This window comes from Arcicella sp. GW822-FHT02H01 (assembly GCF_058802005.1).
In genome coordinates this window covers 661,062-680,365 of the sequence record NZ_JBXANT010000001.1, presented here as the reverse complement: position 1 = coordinate 680,365, position 19,304 = coordinate 661,062, and the positions used below count along the sequence as shown (strand labels likewise).

The window sequence follows — 19,304 nt, the reverse complement described above, 5'->3', positions numbered from 1 at the left end:
CCTTAGTTATTTAAGGCGTTATAGATCATTAATTGATTTTTTATAATTACTCTTTCTCCTTCTTTCAATCCGTTGAATACAAAAGTCTTGTTGCCTAATACTTTGGCTACTTGTATCCTACGAGCTTCTACCTCTTTTGAGTTTTTATAAACAATTACAAAATTTCTGTCTTTGTCAAAAATGATTGACTCAGACGGAATCGATACTATTTTCTGATTATCGGCATAACTAATGGTTACTTTCGCAAACATTTCTGGCTTCAACAATTTTTGTGGGTTCGCCAGATTGATGCGCACTTGCATCGTCCTAGTTTGTGGGTCTAGTACGTTATTGATTTTATCTACTTTTCCTTCAAATACTCTGTCAGGATACGCTACTAGTCTGATTGATGCCTTGTATCCATCTTTGATTTTCGCAATGTCCGACTCATACACGTTTGCAATTACCTGTACTGTCGAAAGGTCGGCTACTGAAAAGAACGGACCAATGTCGCCTTCGCGATAAGCCATTTTTTCAGAAATGTTTCTGTTTACATCCACGATATAGCCATCTATAGGGGCTTTTACGGTATAGAATGAGTTCTTTACGCCATAAATACCCGAAATCTCGTTGGCTCTTCTTAGTGTTCCTTCTGCTTTCAATAAGTCATTCTGAGCAATGGTGATGTCTTTTTCAGATGCCAAACCCGACTTATACAAGTCTTGTTGTACCTGTAGGTTCTTCTGTGCCGTCAACAAATCAGACTTAGCGCCTACAATCTGATTTTCAACATCAGCTACTTCCGAACTATGGATAATCGCCATTGTTTGTCCTTTCTTCACGTAATCACCGAGGGTAACCGATATTTTTTCGATGACGCCATCTACCAAAGGCGACACCTTTACTTGTTTTTCTTCAAAGGGCGCTAGTTTACCCGTCAATTGTAATTCACTTGAGATATTTTCAAGCACCGCAGGAGCCAGCACTAATTCCTTACGGACTTTGTCTGACAATTCAAATTCCTCCGAGCTTTCCTTGTTTGCTTCTTCTTTCTTTGATTGGCAAGCCATGCACGTGGCAACTATCATTAAGCCTGCAATAATGTTATTAGTTTTCATTTTCTTCTTGAATTTTTTAGCAAAAAATAGTGGTTTCTAAAGTACTTTTTTCCCGACAACAAAATTGAGTTCTTCTACCGAGCGCATCCTGTCACTTTTTAAAGAGTTAAGCTCTACAACTGAATTTTTATAAGATTCTACAAAATCCACAAATTCAATCAATGAAATATTTCTTTTCTGATAGCTCGATACTACTCCTTCAATCAACGTATCGAAACTGCTGATAAATTTGCTGTCAATACTTTGTTCCAAACGGTTGTTCTCTTGCACTTTCAGGTAAGCGCGTAACACGTCGTTTTGTAGGCTAGTTTGTCCTTGTTCAAAGGTCTTTCTAGCCGCCTCAATTCTCGATTCCGAGCTTTTGATGTTCCCTTGGTTTTTATTAAACACGGGTAAATCTATCTGTAAAGTCAGGGCGTGATAATTCGGAATATAGCTACCGTTGCGGTCATAAGAATACCCCAATCGAAGGTCGGGCGTAGCCAAGGCCTTTTGTAAAAGCAGGTTTTCTTGTTCATATCTCATCGAAGCGTCCTGCATTTTTAAATCATAGCGATTCTCAAAAGCCGTGGCTGTCAGTTGGTCTAGCTTTAAATTATTGATACCCAAGCTGTCAAGCGTTTTCTCGTTGATGATGGGTGATATAAAGGCTGCGTCTCGTGTATTGAGCAACGTTCTTAAGATAGCCTGTTTCTCGATAAGCTGCTGACGCAACTCGTTTTGTTCTTTTTTCAGGGTTAATAAAAATGCTTTCAACCTGATTACCTCCTTTAGCGGAATATTACCTTTGGCATATTGTTCGTCATAAGCACCTACTAATTTCTGGAAGGTCAGCATCTCTTCGTCATACATCGCAACAGATTTTGTGATAAAGAAGATATCATAAAAATTTGTGCGGAGGTCAACGGCCAACGTCCTCAGCAAATCGTAATAATTGTATTCGCTTGCTTCAGCATTAATTTTTGCCAACTCAATTTGTTTATTACGTTTGCCTGCTAGTAAAAACAGTTGTTGAATCTGAAAAGCCCTTTGTCCCATATTTCCTAGCGGAACAGGCACTTTCGTTTCTTGATTATAGAGTTGTTGTTCCCCCGAAAACGTTGGATTATCCCACAGTTTGGCTTGAATAATTTGGGCTTTAGAGGCCTCAATATTAAACTTTTGGGCTAATAGCAGGGCATTGTTTTTTAGAAAAGTGGCTTCTACATCTGCTAGGGTGAGTCTTAAGGAATCCTGTGAAAAGGAGTTGTAATACACCAAGCACAGCAGGATTAAACATAAACGTTTCATGTTATTGAAGTTTATTATGAGAATTAAAGAAATAATTAAGCAATATGATGATGAACAAGAAACGTGGTATTTCTTGACACAAAAGTATAATAATCAGCATTTTTTATAGCTTTAATCAGCTATTTAAAGTACTGAGTTTTTACGATTTTTTAAAACGAGAAATAAAGGAAGGAAATCACAGGCGCAATACCCTGATTTTTAGATATATTTTTGGAAGGTAATTAAGTACTAATTGATGACTGAATACATAACTTACACTGCTGTGATTGATGTAAACATGGTGTGCATCTTTACTTGTTTTCGAGAACCAAAGGGTGAAAAAATCATCATCATCGCTATCATCAGATTCTTCTGAATTGATATGGCTAGTAACAACGAAATCATCAACGGCATCTGGTGAATCTGAATGCGTACTTCTGGTTGGAAGTTTAAATTTGGTGACTTTTGAATTGTCAATTTGTTTGTACCCCTCAGCACACAAAATTCCCTTTATTCCTAACGTTAGGAAAATAAAGGGAATTAGATATTTGATTAATCTGAGTTTCACAAGATGTAAGCAATGCTACAATTAAGTAGAGCAAAAAAGAGACCAAAATTAAGTGAAATCATTAAAATGATTAATTTGTTACTAATAAAAAACTATTAATCACTAAATCACTCAATTGCTTCAATATTATTTTTTCTTTTCTTTCGGAGAAAACATAATTGACATTCTTTTTCCTTCCAAACGTGGAAGTTCGTCTGCTTTACCTACTTCTTCCAAACCTTTTGCAAAGTTCAGTAACAAGATTTCGCCTCTTTCTTTAAATACGATAGAACGTCCGACGAAGTGAACATAGGCTTTCACTTTTGCACCTTCTTTCAAGAAATTAATAGCATGCTTCAATTTGAAATTAAAATCATGGTCATCCGTATTAGGCGAGAAACGAATCTCTTTTAATACCGTCTTGGCAGCGTTTGCTTTAATTTCTTTTTGTTTTTTCTTTTGTTCGTATTTGAACTTGGCGTAATCGGTAACACGACAAACTGGAGGATCGGCTTTTGGAGAGATTTCTACCAAATCAAGCCCTTGTTGAACAGCGATGGCCATGGCCTGCTTGATGTCCATAATGCCTTGCTCAACGTTTTCACCAACTAAACGTACATTTTGTACTCCTTTGATGAGGCCGTTTATTCTATAAGGCTCTTCTTCTCTACGATTATTTCTAAAATTGTTATTCGGGCGTAACGCCATATTATCTAAATTATTTGTTTTAAAATGATATCAAAAGCAGGTTTGAGAACTCAAAAATTAACTGCTAGTGCTAATTTAACGGAAAATCCGCATAAAAGGTTACAAATTAACGCTTTAATTGCGAATCTTCCGAAAGCTAATTCAAAAAATAAAAATATGCAAGTTTAATTTTTAGTTATTATTCTTTAAATCGTACAACATTTTTATTTATTTCTGTCTGCATTATGCTAATAAACTGGTCGATTGGCATCATTCCCAAATCGCCTTCGCCTTTTTTGCGGACTGAAACCATCCCTTGTTCGGATTCTTTTTCACCCACAATCAGCATAAATGGCAGTTTGTTTACTTCTGCATCACGAATTTTGCGACCAATTTTTTCGTCTCTATGGTCGATGTATCCACGCAAGTCACTTTCTTGTAGACGCAAGAAAATCTCGTTGGCATAGTCTTCGTATTTCTCTGAAATCGGCAATACCGCCAATTGTTCCGGCGATAACCAAAGTGGGAAATTACCTGCGGTATTTTCAATTAGGATAGCCACAAAACGCTCTAACGACCCAAATGGCGCACGGTGAATCATCACTGGGCGGTGTTTTTGGTTGTCTGAACCTGTGTATTCTAATTCAAAACGCTGTGGCAATTGATAATCTACCTGAATAGTTCCTAACTGCCATTTACGTCCCAAGGCATCTCTTACCATGAAATCTAGCTTAGGGCCATAAAATGCCGCTTCGCCTAGTTCTACAACGGTTGGCAAACCTTTAGCCGCTGCCGACTTGATGATAGCTGCTTCGGCTTTGTCCCAATCTTCGTCTTTACCGATGTATTTCTCTTTATTCTCAGGGTCACGCAAGGAGATTTGAGCAGAGTAATTATCAAAACCTAATGCCTTGAAAACATATAATACCAAATCAATTACTTTCATAAATTCGTCCTCCACTTGGTCTGGGCGACAGAAAATATGGGCATCATCCTGCGTAAAGCCACGTACACGTGTGAGTCCGTGTAATTCACCCGACTGCTCGTAACGATATACTGTTCCGAATTCTGCCAAACGCAAAGGTAAGTCTCTGTAACTACGAGGCTTAGTCTTATAAATTTCGCAGTGGTGTGGGCAGTTCATCGGTTTCAACAAGAACTCCTCATCCTCATCTGGCGTATGGATTGGCTGGAACGAATCTGCACCATATTTCGCATAGTGACCAGACGTTACGTATAATTGCTTTGAGCCAATGTGTGGTGTAATCACAGGAGAATATCCTGCACGCACCTGCGCTCTACGCAAGAAATTCTCAAGGCGTTCACGCAACATGGTGCCTTTCGGTAACCACAAAGGCAAGCCCATGCCTACTTTCTCAGAGAAAGCAAACAATTCTAATTCTTTTCCTAATTTACGGTGGTCACGGCGTTTGGCTTCCTCCAACAAAGTTAGGTATTCGTCTAACTCCTTTTGTTTCGGGAAAGTAACGGCATACACCCTCGTCATTTGCTTGCGAGAAGTATCTCCACGCCAATAAGCCCCTGCCACAGACATTAGCTTTACCGCTTTGATAAAACCAGTGTTGGGTATATGTGGCCCACGGCACAAATCTGTAAAGTTTCCTTGCTGATAGAACGTAATAGAACCGTCTTCTAAACCTTCTAATAGTTCAAGTTTATATTCGTCGCCTTTTTCGGTAAAATATTCGATAGCATCAGCTTTTGAAACCTCCGAACGTTGGTATTGATTTTTCTGGCGAGCCAGTTCCAACATTTTCTCCTCTATCTTCTTAAACTCGTCTGCACTAAGGGTTTTCTCACCCATGTCGATATCGTAGTAAAAGCCCGTTTCGATGGCTGGTCCGATACCAAATTTTGTTCCTGGGTGCAATGCCTCGATTGCCTCCGCTAATAAGTGGGCTGAAGAGTGCCAGAAAGTAGCTTTACCGTCGGTATCATTCCATGTTAGCAACTGGAAGTCGCAGTCATCATTGATTGGCAGAGAAGCATCTACTACTTTCCCATTTACTTTAGCCGCTAATACATTTCTGGCTAGGCCTTCTGAAATGCTGAGGGCAATGTCCATCCCAGTTGTTCCCTGAGCATACTCTCTGACATTACCGTCGGGTAATTTAATTTTAATCATGAGGATTTTGTTTGTTTTGAGCCTTGTTTTGGAAGAAAATGTTCTACAAATAACATTTCTTATCAAAACGGAATCTCAAAAAGCTTGTTTTGTTTGTGTTGAGTAATATCTTAAAAAATATTGGGGCAAAAGTATCTGTTTTTATTCAAAATACAAGGTAATGTTTGCTTAGTTGTTCAGAATTCCCTTGGGTTTCAAAGGGCGGATACTGGTAGTATCCACTTTTCTGGCAGGAGCGTCAAAGTTTTGATACGACGTAGTATCGAATTTTGCATCTATACCCGCTGAATAAGCCCCATATTTTTGTTTGTTTTGAGTACGGTATACACCATTCAATGCCCTGTAATCCTGACTATTAGCCGCCAATAGTTCGCTGTAATAAGTCTCAGCCAATTCAAAGTTGCCCGTATATTCCAAGCACTGTGCCACAAAGAATTTGGCTTCTGGATATTGCGGATTGTGCTTGAACGTACGTTCAAAAAAAGGCAGTGCCAAGCGATACGCCCGCGACTTGAAATATATCAGCCCCGTATTGAAACTGGCTTCTACCAACGAACTATCCAACTGGATGGCTCTATTAAAACACAAAATAGCGCTATCTAGTTTCCATGATTTTTGGTAGGTATTGCCTTTTTGCAGATACAAATTGCCGTTTTTAGGATGAAAACTCAGTCCTCTGTTGGAATATAATAAGGCTACATCATACTCGCGGAGGTTGGTATGAATTTGGGCTAGCTTTAAATAGACAGGCAAAAAGCTAGGTTTTAGGCTCAACGTTTGCTGATAATAGCCCAAGGCCGTAGCAGTATCCGCCATTTTGGCCGATATTTCACCCTGCACAAAATAGGTTTCACCATTGTTGGGTGAAATTTGAAGTGCCTTCCTTAAATACGCCTTGGCTTTGTCATACATATTAAGTTGTTGGTACAAATCCCCCAAGAGGGTGTATAACTCTGGCGACTCGGCATTGAGTACTTCCGCCTTAGAGGCCGCCTCAAGGGCTAGTCGCGGTTGGTTTGAAGCCCTCAGAATCAAAGCCTTCGCTTGAAAATAAGTACCGACGTTGGGTTTGATACTAATAGCCGTATTGACGTCCTCAAGGGCTTCCGTTATTTTTTCGTTTTCTAAATATAATAGCGAACGTTTATAATAGTTTTCTGAACTATTGGGCGATGCATCAATGGCATCCGTCAAAAAAGCGATGGCTGCGTCTCTACGTGCCTTTTCTGTTACCTCTGGCACCGCAGGAATATTGATTCCTTTTTTAGATTCAGAAATACAGGCACTTACCAAACACCCTATTAATAGAAGATAGAGAGATATGTTCCGATTTTTTTTCATTACTCAAAATTACAAACTTAGGGGCTGAAATGATACCTTGAAACCAAAAATCTTTCAAATAAAATAGGCAGACAAGGCATTTTATTTGAATTCGAGGTATTGTCTATCATATTTTTTCGTATCTTTGCAACCTATTTTACAAAATTTATATTTTTCATTTAAAACGTTTAATAAAATGCCAAAAATTAAAACCAAATCTGGAGCGAAAAAACGCTTTAAGGTTACAGGATCAGGCAAAATCAAGCGTAAACACGCTTTTCATAGCCACATTCTTACAAAAAAATCTACTAAACGTAAGCGTAACTTAGTTCACGATACATTAGTAAGTTCAGCTGATATGGACAGAGTAACGTTGATGTTAGTAATGTAATACTCGTTTCTTTAGGATTATCCATTGAAACACATTAAAATTTAGTTATTGTTCAACCAGAAAATTGGCTCAATAAGTGTTAATCATTAACCGCCATTTTTCAAAAAACAACCAAGATTATGCCACGTAGCGTCAATCACGTAGCGTCTAGAGCAAGACGTAAAAAGGTGCTCAAATTAGCTAAAGGTTTTTACGGAAGAGGTAAAAACGTTTGGACGGTAGCGAAGAACAAAATTGAAAAAGGTCTTCAATATGCTTACCGTGACCGTAAGGTTAAGAAAAGAGATTTCCGTGCTTTATGGATTCAGCGTATCAATGCTGCTGCACGTCAAGAAGGTTTATCTTACTCAGCTTTGATGGGTAAATTAAACAAACAAGGTATCGAGTTAAACAGAAAAGTATTAGCTGACTTAGCAATGAACCACCCAGAGGCGTTCAAAGCGGTAGTAGCGAAAGTAAAATAGAAAGATTAGAGCGATTCACTGAATCGCTCTTTTTTTATGCCTAAGTAAGGGAGCAAAATTAATTTTATTCGCTATAAGCTCTAGGCTATAAGCAATGAGCAAAACACCGATATGTTTTATTGTGAAAAATAAGCCTACAGCCTATTGCCTAAAGCCTAATAGTTTACGTTTCTATAATAATTGTCTTTACACCCGCCCATTTATTTTCTTCATAAATTCCGAATAAATATACGCCAATTTCTACTTCGCCTACTTTTAATACCTGTATGTCTTTTAGGTGCTCGGTCAGCAGGGCTTGTAGTTTTAAGGCATCGTCCACGTATTTTTTTTCTTCTTCACCAAACCAGTCTTCCACTTTAGTCAATGGCGCAAAGAAATCCTCAACTGTGATGCTATCAATAGATTTGTCGGGTACAATGCCATTAAATAGCTTAAAGTCTTGGATACCAATACTTTCGGAAGTAGTATATTCCATCTCGAAATACTCAACGGCCTCGTCCGACTCGCTAGGGTAGCGTAAATCATCAATTAAAGGCAGTATCTGTTCTTTCAGCGTATTCACTGTGTTATTATCTGAGGTTGTTTCAAGCATTGCTTTGTTTCTTTTAGTATTTAGAAATCTTCCATAATAATGGTTGAAATTAGAAAAATCTGTCTATAATTGCACTCAAAATTTTTTAAAACTGATAAAAACAATTCCCTATGTTAGAACAATTGATGGGTCTTATCAAAGATCATTCTCAGGAAGCTATCGTTAAAAATCCTGCTATACCTAACGAAAAAAACCAAGATGCCATGCAAACTATCATGACCTCGGTGACGAATGGCTTGAAAAACCAAGCCCTAAGCGGACAGGGAGGCATGGGTGCTTTAACTAGCCTATTAGGCGGACAAACGGGCTTGAATGCAGGTAGCTTGATGACTAACCCTATCGTGGCAAATATCGCACAACAAGCCATTGGTAGCTTGATGCAAAAATTTGGCTTAGACAAAACTGCGGCTGCTGGCATTGTTTCGCAGGTATTGCCAAAGGTAATGAATAGTCTGATTACTAAAACAAACGACCCTAATGATACTTCGTTTAACATGAATGATATCACAGGTGCTTTGGCCGACGGCAATTTGGATATGAATGATGTAAAGAATATTGCTGGAAAATTCATGAGCGGACAATCGGGTAGTGATGCTGGAGGTAGCGGAATTGGTGGAATGCTTGGTGGGCTTTTTGGGAAATAGGGCTATGCCCTTTCTATTAGCAGGTGACTTAAGTCATATTGATTACCCATAAGTATCTAATTTGCTGATAATCAATGTATAACAACCTCACCCCCACCCCCTCTCCTTCAGAGAGGAGAGCTTTAAGACCCAGAGTCTGCTCCCCTTCTCTGAAGGAGAAGGGGCTGGGGGATGAGGCGACCGACGCTCGGTTTGAAAGGCTATTTAAGCCCATTTCAATCAATTTAATCAATAATAACATTTACATTTCAACTTTTTAAAAGATGAGGGTAATCAGTATGACTTAAGTCTCCAGCTAATAGAAAACAATATTGAGGGTACATTTTAAATATTACTCATGACATTACTTGGTAAGTTTTTAGATAGTCACCAATAAATCGGAAGTCATGCCATAAGTAACATTTGTTTACCAAACAACTAGTAAGGACGTATGGCATACGTCCGCCCCCTAGGTTAAGACGTTGCTGTTGCCTAAAAATCCTTATACATGAAAATAACAAAAATATTTAAAGACTTCTCTGAAAGTGAAAAGTCGGGAGGTTTAACACTTATTGCTTGTACTATTATTTCAATAACGTTAGCCAATACAGCTTTTGGAAATACATATTCACATTTCTGGCATTCTATGTTGGCAGGACAAAGTGTTGAATTTTGGATTAACGATGGCTTAATGACGATTTTCTTCTTATTAATAGGCTTAGAATTAAAAAGAGAAATTTATATTGGGGAATTATCAAATATCAAAGATGCATTATTACCTATTTTTGGAGCACTCGGAGGAATGATAGTACCTGCTGGAATATTCCTACTATTTAATTTTGGTACGGCTACTCAATCTGGAGCAGGTATTCCAATGGCTACAGATATTGCTTTTGCCTTGGGTGTTCTATCTTTGTTGGGCAACAAAGTGCCTAATTCTTTAAAAGTATTTCTTACCGCATTAGCTGTCATTGATGATTTGGGTGCAATTATCGTAATTGCTATTTTCTATACAACCACTATTGTTTGGTTAAATTTATTGATTGCAATGGGTATTTTAGGGGGCTTGTTTATACTGAACCGTTTGCAGATTAAAAGTTTATTTCCCTACCTAATTGGTGGTATCGGGATGTGGTATTTTATGTTACACTCAGGTGTTCATGCCACCATCACAGGCGTGCTTTTAGCCTTTGCCATTCCCTTTGAAAATGGCAGTAAAACATCACCATCTTATACCTTACAGCATTTCCTCCATAAACCAGTAGCATTTATCATTCTCCCTTTATTTGCTTTAGCCAATACGGCTATCATGGTAGATACTAACTTGACAGAAATTATTACGCAAAACTATAGTCTGGGAATTTCTTTAGGACTAGTCTTAGGCAAGCCCATAGGCATCTTTTTAGTGAGTTTCTTAACAGTCATGTTGGGTATTTGTAAGTTACCAAATGACTTGAATTGGAGACTTATCATGAGTGTTGGTTTTCTAGGAGGAATCGGATTTACGATGTCTATTTTTGTTACCTTACTCGCCTTTAATGATGTTCACCTTCAAAACGGTTCAAAAATTACGATTCTTATCGCTTCACTTATGGCAGCCTTTATTGGTTTTATTGCCATTTATAGTGCTTTGAATACTAAGATAAAGAAAAACTAACGTTGTGCTACAGACCAAGGATTGATAATATTTTCTTTTTTAGGGAGTCTGCTTTTTGTTATGAAAATATTTAGATAGTTTTATAGTAATCCTTTCATCTTCAACGACTTTACTATGAATAAGCTACTTTTATTCTTATTGCTCATTTGCTCTTCTATAAGCCAAGCTCAACAGTTTTCTGTTACTTATGGCGAAAGCCTTAGTAAAACTCCCTTGGATGGCAGGCTGATGTTGTTTATTGCGAACAACGATAAAAAAGAACCCCGCAAACAAATTAGCGATGAAGCCGACAGTCAGTTAATGTTTGGAATAAACGTAGATAACTGGAAGTCCAACCAAGCCCAATTGATAGATAGTAAAGCTTTCGGTTATCCTATCAGAAGCATCAAGCAAATTCCAGATGGCATATATTATGCACAGGTTTTGCTACACAAATACGAAACTTTTCACAGAGCCGACGGTCATACCGTTAAGCTACCCATGGAAAGGGGTGAAGGGCAGCAGTTTAATGAAGCCCCAGGGAATATCTATAGTACTCCTGTAAAAATTACCTTGAAAAAAGCCAGTAATCAGGTAATAAAACTAAAAATAGACAAAGAAGTTCCGCCCATTCCTGCGCCCCAAGACACCAAGTATATCAAGCATATTAAAATGAAAAGCGAACTGCTCAGTAAATTCTGGGGAAGAGATATTTATCTAGGAGCCAACATTTTAATTCCCGATGGCTTTGATACCCATCCCCAAGCACATTATCCTGTAGCCATTCTTCACGGACATTTCACTGCTGATTTCGGTGGTTTTAGCGAAACACCTCCACCTGCCGATATGAAAACGGATGATTATTCTGCCCGATTTAATATTTATGGATACAACAAAATTGTAAAAGAGGAGGAATATAATTTTTATAGGCAATGGACAAGCAAGGATTTTCCAAGAATGTTAATCATTGAAATTCAGCATGCCAATCAATTTTATGATGATTCTTATGCCGTAAATTCTGCCAACCTTGGGCCTTATGGCGATGCCATAACGTATGAGTTGATACCTTATATTGAAAAGCAGTTTCGGGGTATTGGGCAAGGTTGGGCTAGGTTTATGTATGGTGGCTCTACGGGTGGTTGGGAAGCCTTGGCGGCACAAATATTTTATCCTGACGAATACAACGGATGTTTTGCGGCTTGTCCAGACCCCATCTCTTTTGAGGCATACTCTTCGATAGATTTGTATAAGTATCCTAATGCTTATTATTATGAGAGTACTTGGAAAAGAACAGCTATTCCGGGTAAACGTGACTATTTGGGAAAAGTGAAATGCAGTGTCGAGGATATGAATTACCATGAATTAGCCATCGGCGATAAAACGCGTTCGGGTGGGCAATGGGATATTTGGGAAGCTGTTTATTCGCCAGTGGGGAGTGATGGCTATCCACAAAGGATTTTTGATAAGACGACAGGCGTCATCGATAAAAAGGTAGCGGAATACTGGAAAGAGCATTTCGATTTACTACATATCTTAAAAAGGGATTGGGGAACACTTGGCCCTAAGTTGCAAGGCAAAATCCATATTTACTGTGGCGACATGGATAACTATTATCTAAACAATGCCGTCTATCTGATGGAAGACTATCTGAAAGGAGTAAAAAATCCTACTTATGACGGTGAGGTAACCTATGGCGACCGTGCCGAACATTGCTGGAATGGTGACCCTAATCAGCCCAACTATATTTCGAGGTTACGGTATAATACCATGTATATTCCTAAAATATTAAAACGTATCGAGCAATCAGCACCCAAAGGGGCGGATTTGACTAGTTGGAAGTATTGATAAGGCTAGTCGTACTTTAAATTAAAAGAGCATCATACTCAAATTTGATAAAAATAATATTTGTTTATCCAGTAGGGACGTATTGCATACGTCCTTTTTGTCGGGAGCGACGAATGCAATTCGTCCCTACTGGGTGTCACGGGGTTTATACCCAATCTACGGCTTTGAAGCCACCTTCTCTGCCAATTTTCTAGCATTAGGAATAATAATAAATGCAGCAATATAAGCCACAGGAAGCATGACGCTCCAAGCCTTCAAAAACTTCATAAACCAGTCTTCGCCAAAGCCATAGTTACGCATCAGGCCAACGAAAGCCATAATCAAAGTCATAGGAATTACTACAAAAAGGGTATTAATATACTTAAAATGTTTTTGTTTCATGGGTTGAATCGTTTGGATAATAAATAAGGCTACGCTCGAATATAATGTTAGGAACTAATTCCCGATAATTCTTTTTCTGTGTTCAAGTCCCCAATTAGCAATAACACTAGTTACCTGTTTTAAGGTAGCGCCATATTCTGTGATTTCATAGACTACGCTGATAGGCTGTGAATCTATCACTGTGCGGGTAATTAATTGATTTACTTCTAGTTCCTTTAGCTCTCGGCTAAGCATTTTGCCTGAAATACCATTTATTTCCCTTAATAAATCGGTATATCGCTTCTTTTCAAAGCAAAGGCATGCGATGATTGAGACTTTCCATTTGCCACTCAGAATATCCATTACGTCATGAATTGCCATGATTGTCTTGGTGCATTCTTTGATGGTGGGTCTCTCTGCTATTTCCATCATTTGTCAGTTGGTTACTTTTTTGTCACTGTTACTTTTGGTAACAAAGTTACTATTGTTTGTGTTCATAATTAAGTGTTATAACATTGAATTTTTAAAAAGACAACAAATGGAATTATTAAAAGCTTTAGAGTGGCGTTATGCAACTAAGAAAATGAACGGCAATGTCGTTCCTCAAGAGAAAATAGATTATATCCTTGAAGCTACAAGGTTGGCTCCTTCATCCTCAGGACTACAGCCTTATGAAGTATTCGTAATTACCAACAAAGAGCTTTTAGAGAAAATAAAACAAATAGGTTTCAACCAAAGCCAGATAACGGATGCTTCGCACCTATTGGTTTTTGCTGCTTGGGACGGTTATTCATTAGAGAAAATCGACAAGGTTTTTGCCAGAACCATCGCCGAAAGAGGGTTGCCTGCTACGCAAATGGATGATTACAAAAAAATGTTGTGGGGAATGTATGAGCCACTAGGTCAGGAATGGCACGCTACACACGCAGCAAAACAAGCTTATATTGCCTTTGGTTTGGCGATTGCGGCGGCCGCAGAACAGCAAGTAGATGCTACACCAATGGAAGGTTTTATCCCTGCCGAACTAGATAAATTATTAGGATTAGAAGCACTAGGCCTTAAAAGTACTGTGATTTTGCCATTAGGTTATCGCGATGAAGCGAACGACTGGCTAACAAATATGAAAAAAGTAAGAACGCCAAAAGAAGCTTTTGTTACTGAGATTAAGTAATAGATTACTATTAGATTGGTAAACCTTTAAGTTAGATTGGTCAACTTTTTAAAAGTTGACCAATCTGAAATGCCATAGAATTGCCTCCTTGTTTGATAAAATGAGGAGGTAGTTTTGTTTTGTATGGGGACGAATGCAATTCGTCCCTACTTGTTTTGTTGGGAGTTGAGTTAGATTAGTCAACTTTTTAAAAGTTGACTAATCTTAAACTTATAGACCTAATTTAAATCATTGGACTCAAAAACCCAGTTTCTTAGATGCGGATTAACGGAGGAGGAAATTATATTTTCATGTCTCGAATAATATGTGCTAGTTTTTGTGGGTCGTTTTTAAAAGCTTCTATTTCCCCAATATGCGATGCCGTAAATGCCAACATGGCAGGATTCGACGCTACCATATCATTATATTTTTGAGCTTTCAAGTTTTTATAGATAGCGATAGGTGTTTTGAAAACTCCCGCAGGGATGCCCCACCAACCTAATAATAGCGATGAAAAAATGGCATTATTATTTGTTTTGTCTAAACAACTAGGACAAGCAATAACTGGTTCCGCAGTAGTATAAGTTAAAATAATCATGCTTTTTACTTTATGAGCAAGTGTGCCATTGAGCTTTTCTGTGGTAGAGCCACAAATTGGGCAAGGTAAGCTTCTTAAAATATTTGAATACTTTTCTATCTCTTCTATTGAAAACTGTTGATTCTGAGCTTTGGCAGCAATTAATAAATCAGGGTTAAGATTTCTTTTCTTTATTTCCTTCTCTATGATTTCGTAGACTTCTGGTCTTAATCCGTATGCATCTTTTGAGGCAATCTGCTCAATTTTTTCATCAGACATACTAGCATAGTTTTCTTCAATTCTTTTAAGGTCAATTCCTGACATATATTCTTCGCGTTAAGTTTTGATAGGGAAGTTAAAGCAAGTCTTTGCAGATACATAAAAACGTTGCATTAAATCTTTGTCGTACTGATCATCCAGCCCATACAACGTATTTGGATATTTCGCCACAGTATTTTTATCAAAATCACTTCGCAACGAAATATTGAGCTGATAGGATTTACCCGCAATTTTAGATGGAAATGTATAAACCGTATTGTTATACAATCCGCCTTCCGACTGCTTTTGAGCAACAGCAACACTTGATAAAGTGAGCAAGCATGAAAATAGGAAAATGATAGTAGCGATATAATTTTTCATTGTTTGAAGGTGTGTAGTTGGATTTATTTAACTGTCTGTCCAGATTTTTTAAATATTGATTTTTAGAAAAAACAAGAGGGGCACTAGGTGCGTAAAACTTTCATTAAAAATAGCGATTTTTTTTTGAAAAACAAAATATTACCACCAAATTTTTGGGCTAGGCCCTAGCGTTTATTTCACCATATATTTTTTAAAAAATCATCTAAGTAAAATATTTTTAACAGCAACAACTTCTTTATTATTGTTGTTGTTATTGTTTTTACTGTTTTTAATAGTTTTCTATTGTTTTATTATAGTGTCTTTGCTTCTGCCGTGCTGTGGTAGTTGCTTCTGCCGTGCTGTGGTAGTTGCTTCTGCACTGCTCTGGTATTTGCTTCTGTCGTGCTGTGGTATTTTTTACCAAAGCAAAAATAAGGCAAAATGGATAAAAAAAGTGATCTTGCCAACAAGATTATTGCCAGTTTTGAGTGGAATTATTTTGTCAATAATTAGACAAAATAATTCCACTAACTACTAAGGTTTTCTCGATTAATAAATACTGTCATCTTAACCTAAAAAATACACTTAAACTTGGTAACGCTAATATTATACGTTATACAAGCCATCATGAAAAAACTTACCAAAAGACTTTTATAATAGCTGAAAAATGCGTAATTTAGTACCACACTTACACCTTAATACACCCTCTATAATGAATCCATCAATTCCGCTCATCGAAAAATAAGTAGAACGAGTTTCCAACTCGTTAAAATCCAACAATGTTTTATCGTATTGCTCCAAGCTTAGCTAGCATGGTGTTACTTACTCCTATTAAAACAACAATTAATAATACTACAACCCCAATTTTACACAATCATGAAATCTACCTATACAAAAATCCTATTTTTCTACTTGCCTGTTTTGATACTGCTAATCGCTTGTAATGAAGAAATTACAGTATCATTAAGTCCCAACAAAATCATTACAAAATTTAGCTTTTCGGGCTTAACGCCTGCCGTCAATGCCACGATTGATGAAGCCAATAAAAAAATCACGGCTGTGGTTCCTGCTACCGTAGATATTACAAAATTGACTCCTACAATTATCGTATCGGAAGGAGCGAGGGTGACCCCAAATTCAGGAAAGGCTCAAGACTTTTCTAAGGAAGTGGCTTACACCGTTACTGCCGAAGACGGTTCAACGACTACTTACAAAGTACTGATAAGTCGCACTAAATTCACAGGGAAAGATATCCTAAGCTTTTCCTTCAATGATTTGTCGCCAGTAATAACCGCGAGTATTGACCCTATCACCAAAATAATCACTGAAACCGTTCCAGCCCCGGCAGACATAACAAAGCTGAAAGTCACCACTACCTTTTCGGAACGAGCCAGCATCTTTCCTGCTTCTGGGACAATCTTAGATTTTTCCAAGCCCATTAGTTTTACCGTTACTGCCGAAGATGGAACGACGCAGGTTTATACGGCCAAGATTACCAAAGAAGCTCCAGTATCAACCAGTACTTTACCCACCTCTATTACGTATATACCTAATGCTTTAAGAGCAAGTATTAAATCGACTATAAAACTTACATGGGATAAGGGTGTTCTAATAAAAATGGTAGAAAACAATGGGACACTAACTACAGGGCGAACCTTTAAACGTAATAAGGATGGTTTGATTACAGCAATTGAAATCAGTTATAGTGATGGAACAGTGGTATCAGAAACGTATTCTTATAGTGAAGACAAAATGACAATAACCGCTTGGAAAACCAGATGGGCTTACAACGATAATGGTTTATTAACCCAAAAGTTTACTCCTGAAGCAAATTTTGGTTCAGATGCCTTTGTAAATATAAAATGGAATGTTCAAAATAATGCTGCAAAAGAGACATACGATGGGTCTTTAGTGAATATAATTTCTTCTTGGACCAAGATAAAAAACCCACTTTGGGAAATCACTAAACAAACACAGTTTTTATTAATACAAGAATCTAATCCTAATACTACAATATTGTACTTAGGAGAAATATTGCCCGTTGGTTGGTTTTTAAAATACGATTTCTCTTCGACTACCCACCAAGCAGATATTACCCCAACATTGGATTCACAAGGTAGAATTACTAGAATTGTAGTAAATCAAGGACTCGCCCTTGCTCAGGATATGTCTATTAGTTACGAATAAAACAAGTAGGGACGAATTGCATTCGTCCTTTGTATCGTACAGCATTTATCTCTATACAGCATCATATTGTTGTAACTGCATATCAATCATGAATAAAAAACTAATCATTATATTACTAAACATTGTATGTTTTATTGTAATTCGGTATTTAAACTTCTTTCTAATCTTTTTGATGGGAGGCTATGCTAGTAATATGTATAAGGATTCTTATTGGTATTTTTTCCCTTTATATTTATTGCAGGTGCTTATTTTAATATATTTTGCCAATAAAACCCAGCAAAAATTATACTATGTTGTTATCATTATTATTAGTCTTTTATATGTAGGTTCTTACTTGCGACTTATTCCAAGTGTTATTTTGCCATATTAAAAGATTAGTATTAGCGTTTGAACAATGTAAAGCCACTGCTTGACGAATGCTTTGATGTGAGCAACAGTTTCGAGAGACATACAAACAAAACGGATGAAAACACTTATCTCTGTTGCCAAAATAATAACTATCTTATTATTAATCTTGGATTTACTTTTTGGATTAATGGCACATGCTAGCGGTCATAAAATTCCATCAGAAACAGATTGGACAATTGGGATTAGTAGTTTGATATTATTAGGGATATTTTTTTTATTAAATTTTATCAGTAAAAAAAATAAACATTAATAATCATTCGAGATAGGAGTCTATGTCAGCTTGATTTGTAGATGTATTAAGGTAGGTTTAATCGTCTAACAATAGTTGTTCAGACGAATAGGCATAAAAATAGGGAAGATATCGCTAGACATACTTCCCTAAATTCATTGTACAGAGGTTTAGTTGTATTACCATAGTCATTAATGTTTTAAGATTAACGACTAGCTACAACTACGTCACGGTTTGTGATAAGATTTGTTTTGATCTCAAAAGATTTTGATTCAATCACGTTAACATTTTGGCTAATTACTTCGATGGTATATTTTCCATCAGCTAAGCTAGAGAAATCAAAAGTTTTTGCGAATTTACCACCTTTAGTATCAACATATTCACGGTGAATTTCGTTTTTGTCAGCATCAGTAACTACTACTACTACTTTTTTGCTAGCTACGTTATCAACCCAAACGTTGAAGTTCAAAGAGTTATTTACTTGAGATATTTTGCTTCTTACAAGGCTAGCAGATTCATCAAGATTTGAAGCGAATGTATTTACGTTTGATAAGCAAACCATAGTAACTGCTACGATAAATGCTTTAACTGTGTTCTTGTTCATGACTTTATATTTTATTGTTATTAACGATAAATTTATTAAAAGGATAATTTGTATTTATCTAAGATTTTGTTTTCAATATTCAAAAGTATTTTCTATCTGGACGTCACTCAATAAATGATACTAATTTTAATTTTCAACTCAATTCTTAGAACTTTATTCGTGTCATTTGTTTGACGATGTAAACTTATAAAAGGAATTTGATAACTCAATCATGAAATGACAATTATTTTCACTTTTTCAAGAAAGTTCCTATTAAAAAAATCATATTTATTGGAATAGTACAATTATTGTAAATGCTAGTCTATAAAATATTAAAATAGTGATATAAAGTTTTTACTTATAATATAGCTTTGATTTTCAGTATATTAAATGTTAATAGCTATTATGGAATACTAAATATTTATCAAGTCGACTTATTTTTTAAAAAATAAGAATCACGAAAGATTACTCATTGCTTAAAATAAGTCAAATTGATAAAATCGTTTCTTAGACACTTTACAAAGTATTCTTTGTATCATCCAAAACAGTGAGCATTCGAATAATGAAGATAGGAG

Annotated in this window: 21 protein-coding genes; 9 read left to right on the top strand and 12 right to left on the bottom strand. The window is 36.9% G+C overall.

Annotation, left to right across the window (positions count from 1 at the left end; translation table 11 throughout):
* Window positions 1-2 precede the first annotated feature (2 nt).
* The 4 genes from AC1RNE_RS02960 to infC all read right to left on the bottom strand — a co-directional run bounded on the left by AC1RNE_RS02960 (window position 3) and on the right by infC (window position 3,621).
* Complete coding sequence (locus AC1RNE_RS02960) at window positions 3-1,097, bottom strand: efflux RND transporter periplasmic adaptor subunit (protein WP_492799552.1); 1,095 nt, start codon at window positions 1,095-1,097, stop codon at window positions 3-5.
* Window positions 1,098-1,133: 36 nt separating this feature from the next.
* Window positions 1,134-2,387, bottom strand: a complete 1,254-nt coding sequence (locus AC1RNE_RS02955) for a TolC family protein (RefSeq protein WP_492799551.1) — start codon at window positions 2,385-2,387, stop codon at window positions 1,134-1,136.
* 175 nt (window positions 2,388-2,562) lie between these two features.
* Entirely contained in the window at window positions 2,563-2,934 is a 372-nt protein-coding gene (locus AC1RNE_RS02950; RefSeq protein ID WP_492799550.1) for a hypothetical protein, read from the bottom strand.
* A 126-nt stretch (window positions 2,935-3,060) separates the two neighbouring features.
* Complete coding sequence (infC, locus tag AC1RNE_RS02945) at window positions 3,061-3,621, bottom strand: translation initiation factor IF-3 (RefSeq protein WP_309922705.1); 561 nt, start codon at window positions 3,619-3,621, stop codon at window positions 3,061-3,063.
* Window positions 3,622-3,645: 24 nt separating this feature from the next.
* On the opposite strand from infC, the gene AC1RNE_RS02940 reads away from it, so the two are divergent.
* On the top strand, window positions 3,646-3,789 hold the full coding sequence (locus tag AC1RNE_RS02940) for a hypothetical protein (RefSeq protein ID WP_309922702.1): 144 nt from the start codon (window positions 3,646-3,648) through the stop codon (window positions 3,787-3,789).
* 10 nt (window positions 3,790-3,799) lie between these two features.
* Here AC1RNE_RS02940 and thrS read toward each other — a convergent pair whose 3' ends face one another.
* Window positions 3,800-5,746: a threonine--tRNA ligase gene (thrS, locus tag AC1RNE_RS02935; protein ID WP_492799549.1), complete on the bottom strand. Its 1,947-nt coding sequence runs from the start codon at window positions 5,744-5,746 to the stop codon at window positions 3,800-3,802.
* 168 nt (window positions 5,747-5,914) lie between these two features.
* Window positions 5,915-7,087, bottom strand: a complete 1,173-nt coding sequence (locus tag AC1RNE_RS02930; protein WP_492799548.1) for a tetratricopeptide repeat protein — start codon at window positions 7,085-7,087, stop codon at window positions 5,915-5,917.
* A gap of 175 nt (window positions 7,088-7,262) precedes the next feature.
* Between AC1RNE_RS02930 and rpmI the strand changes: the two genes are divergently transcribed.
* The gene (gene rpmI, locus AC1RNE_RS02925; RefSeq protein WP_323253921.1) at window positions 7,263-7,457 is read left to right on the top strand and encodes a 50S ribosomal protein L35; all 195 of its coding nucleotides are present in this window, start codon (window positions 7,263-7,265) and stop codon (window positions 7,455-7,457) included.
* 119 nt (window positions 7,458-7,576) lie between these two features.
* Entirely contained in the window at window positions 7,577-7,921 is a 345-nt protein-coding gene (rplT, locus tag AC1RNE_RS02920) for a 50S ribosomal protein L20 (protein ID WP_184136617.1), read from the top strand.
* Between the two features lie 163 nt (window positions 7,922-8,084).
* On the opposite strand, the gene AC1RNE_RS02915 is transcribed toward rplT, so the two are convergent.
* A complete protein-coding gene (locus AC1RNE_RS02915) occupies window positions 8,085-8,513 on the bottom strand; it encodes a nuclease A inhibitor family protein (protein WP_492799547.1) in 429 nt (142 codons plus the stop codon).
* A 110-nt stretch (window positions 8,514-8,623) separates the two neighbouring features.
* Between AC1RNE_RS02915 and AC1RNE_RS02910 the strand changes: the two genes are divergently transcribed.
* The 3 genes from AC1RNE_RS02910 (at window position 8,624) to AC1RNE_RS02900 (ending at window position 12,617) form a co-directional block, all read left to right on the top strand.
* On the top strand, window positions 8,624-9,157 hold the full coding sequence (locus AC1RNE_RS02910) for a DUF937 domain-containing protein (protein ID WP_492799546.1): 534 nt from the start codon (window positions 8,624-8,626) through the stop codon (window positions 9,155-9,157).
* Window positions 9,158-9,644: 487 nt separating this feature from the next.
* Window positions 9,645-10,793, top strand: a complete 1,149-nt coding sequence (gene nhaA, locus AC1RNE_RS02905; RefSeq protein WP_492799545.1) for a Na+/H+ antiporter NhaA — start codon at window positions 9,645-9,647, stop codon at window positions 10,791-10,793.
* Between the two features lie 114 nt (window positions 10,794-10,907).
* A complete protein-coding gene (locus tag AC1RNE_RS02900) occupies window positions 10,908-12,617 on the top strand; it encodes an alpha/beta hydrolase-fold protein (protein WP_492799544.1) in 1,710 nt (569 codons plus the stop codon).
* A gap of 156 nt (window positions 12,618-12,773) precedes the next feature.
* Here AC1RNE_RS02900 and AC1RNE_RS02895 read toward each other — a convergent pair whose 3' ends face one another.
* On the bottom strand, window positions 12,774-12,998 hold the full coding sequence (locus AC1RNE_RS02895; protein ID WP_492799543.1) for a DUF2798 domain-containing protein: 225 nt from the start codon (window positions 12,996-12,998) through the stop codon (window positions 12,774-12,776).
* A 54-nt stretch (window positions 12,999-13,052) separates the two neighbouring features.
* Window positions 13,053-13,409 (bottom strand): winged helix-turn-helix transcriptional regulator, encoded by a 357-nt coding sequence (locus AC1RNE_RS02890; protein ID WP_492799542.1) that lies wholly within the window; start codon window positions 13,407-13,409, stop codon window positions 13,053-13,055.
* A gap of 106 nt (window positions 13,410-13,515) precedes the next feature.
* On the opposite strand from AC1RNE_RS02890, the gene AC1RNE_RS02885 reads away from it, so the two are divergent.
* Window positions 13,516-14,148, top strand: coding sequence for a nitroreductase family protein (locus AC1RNE_RS02885; protein WP_492799541.1), 633 nt, complete (start codon window positions 13,516-13,518; stop codon window positions 14,146-14,148).
* Between the two features lie 280 nt (window positions 14,149-14,428).
* Here AC1RNE_RS02885 and AC1RNE_RS02880 read toward each other — a convergent pair whose 3' ends face one another.
* Window positions 14,429-15,028: a hypothetical protein gene (locus tag AC1RNE_RS02880; protein WP_492799540.1), complete on the bottom strand. Its 600-nt coding sequence runs from the start codon at window positions 15,026-15,028 to the stop codon at window positions 14,429-14,431.
* A 12-nt stretch (window positions 15,029-15,040) separates the two neighbouring features.
* Window positions 15,041-15,343, bottom strand: a complete 303-nt coding sequence (locus AC1RNE_RS02875) for a hypothetical protein (protein ID WP_492799539.1) — start codon at window positions 15,341-15,343, stop codon at window positions 15,041-15,043.
* Between the two features lie 855 nt (window positions 15,344-16,198).
* On the opposite strand from AC1RNE_RS02875, the gene AC1RNE_RS02870 reads away from it, so the two are divergent.
* Window positions 16,199-17,509 (top strand): SGBP N-terminal domain-containing protein, encoded by a 1,311-nt coding sequence (locus AC1RNE_RS02870; protein WP_492799538.1) that lies wholly within the window; start codon window positions 16,199-16,201, stop codon window positions 17,507-17,509.
* 463 nt (window positions 17,510-17,972) lie between these two features.
* Window positions 17,973-18,167: a hypothetical protein gene (locus AC1RNE_RS02865; protein WP_492799537.1), complete on the top strand. Its 195-nt coding sequence runs from the start codon at window positions 17,973-17,975 to the stop codon at window positions 18,165-18,167.
* A 184-nt stretch (window positions 18,168-18,351) separates the two neighbouring features.
* On the opposite strand, the gene AC1RNE_RS02860 is transcribed toward AC1RNE_RS02865, so the two are convergent.
* Entirely contained in the window at window positions 18,352-18,750 is a 399-nt protein-coding gene (locus AC1RNE_RS02860; RefSeq protein ID WP_492799536.1) for a hypothetical protein, read from the bottom strand.
* Between the last annotated feature and the right edge of the window lie 554 nt (window positions 18,751-19,304).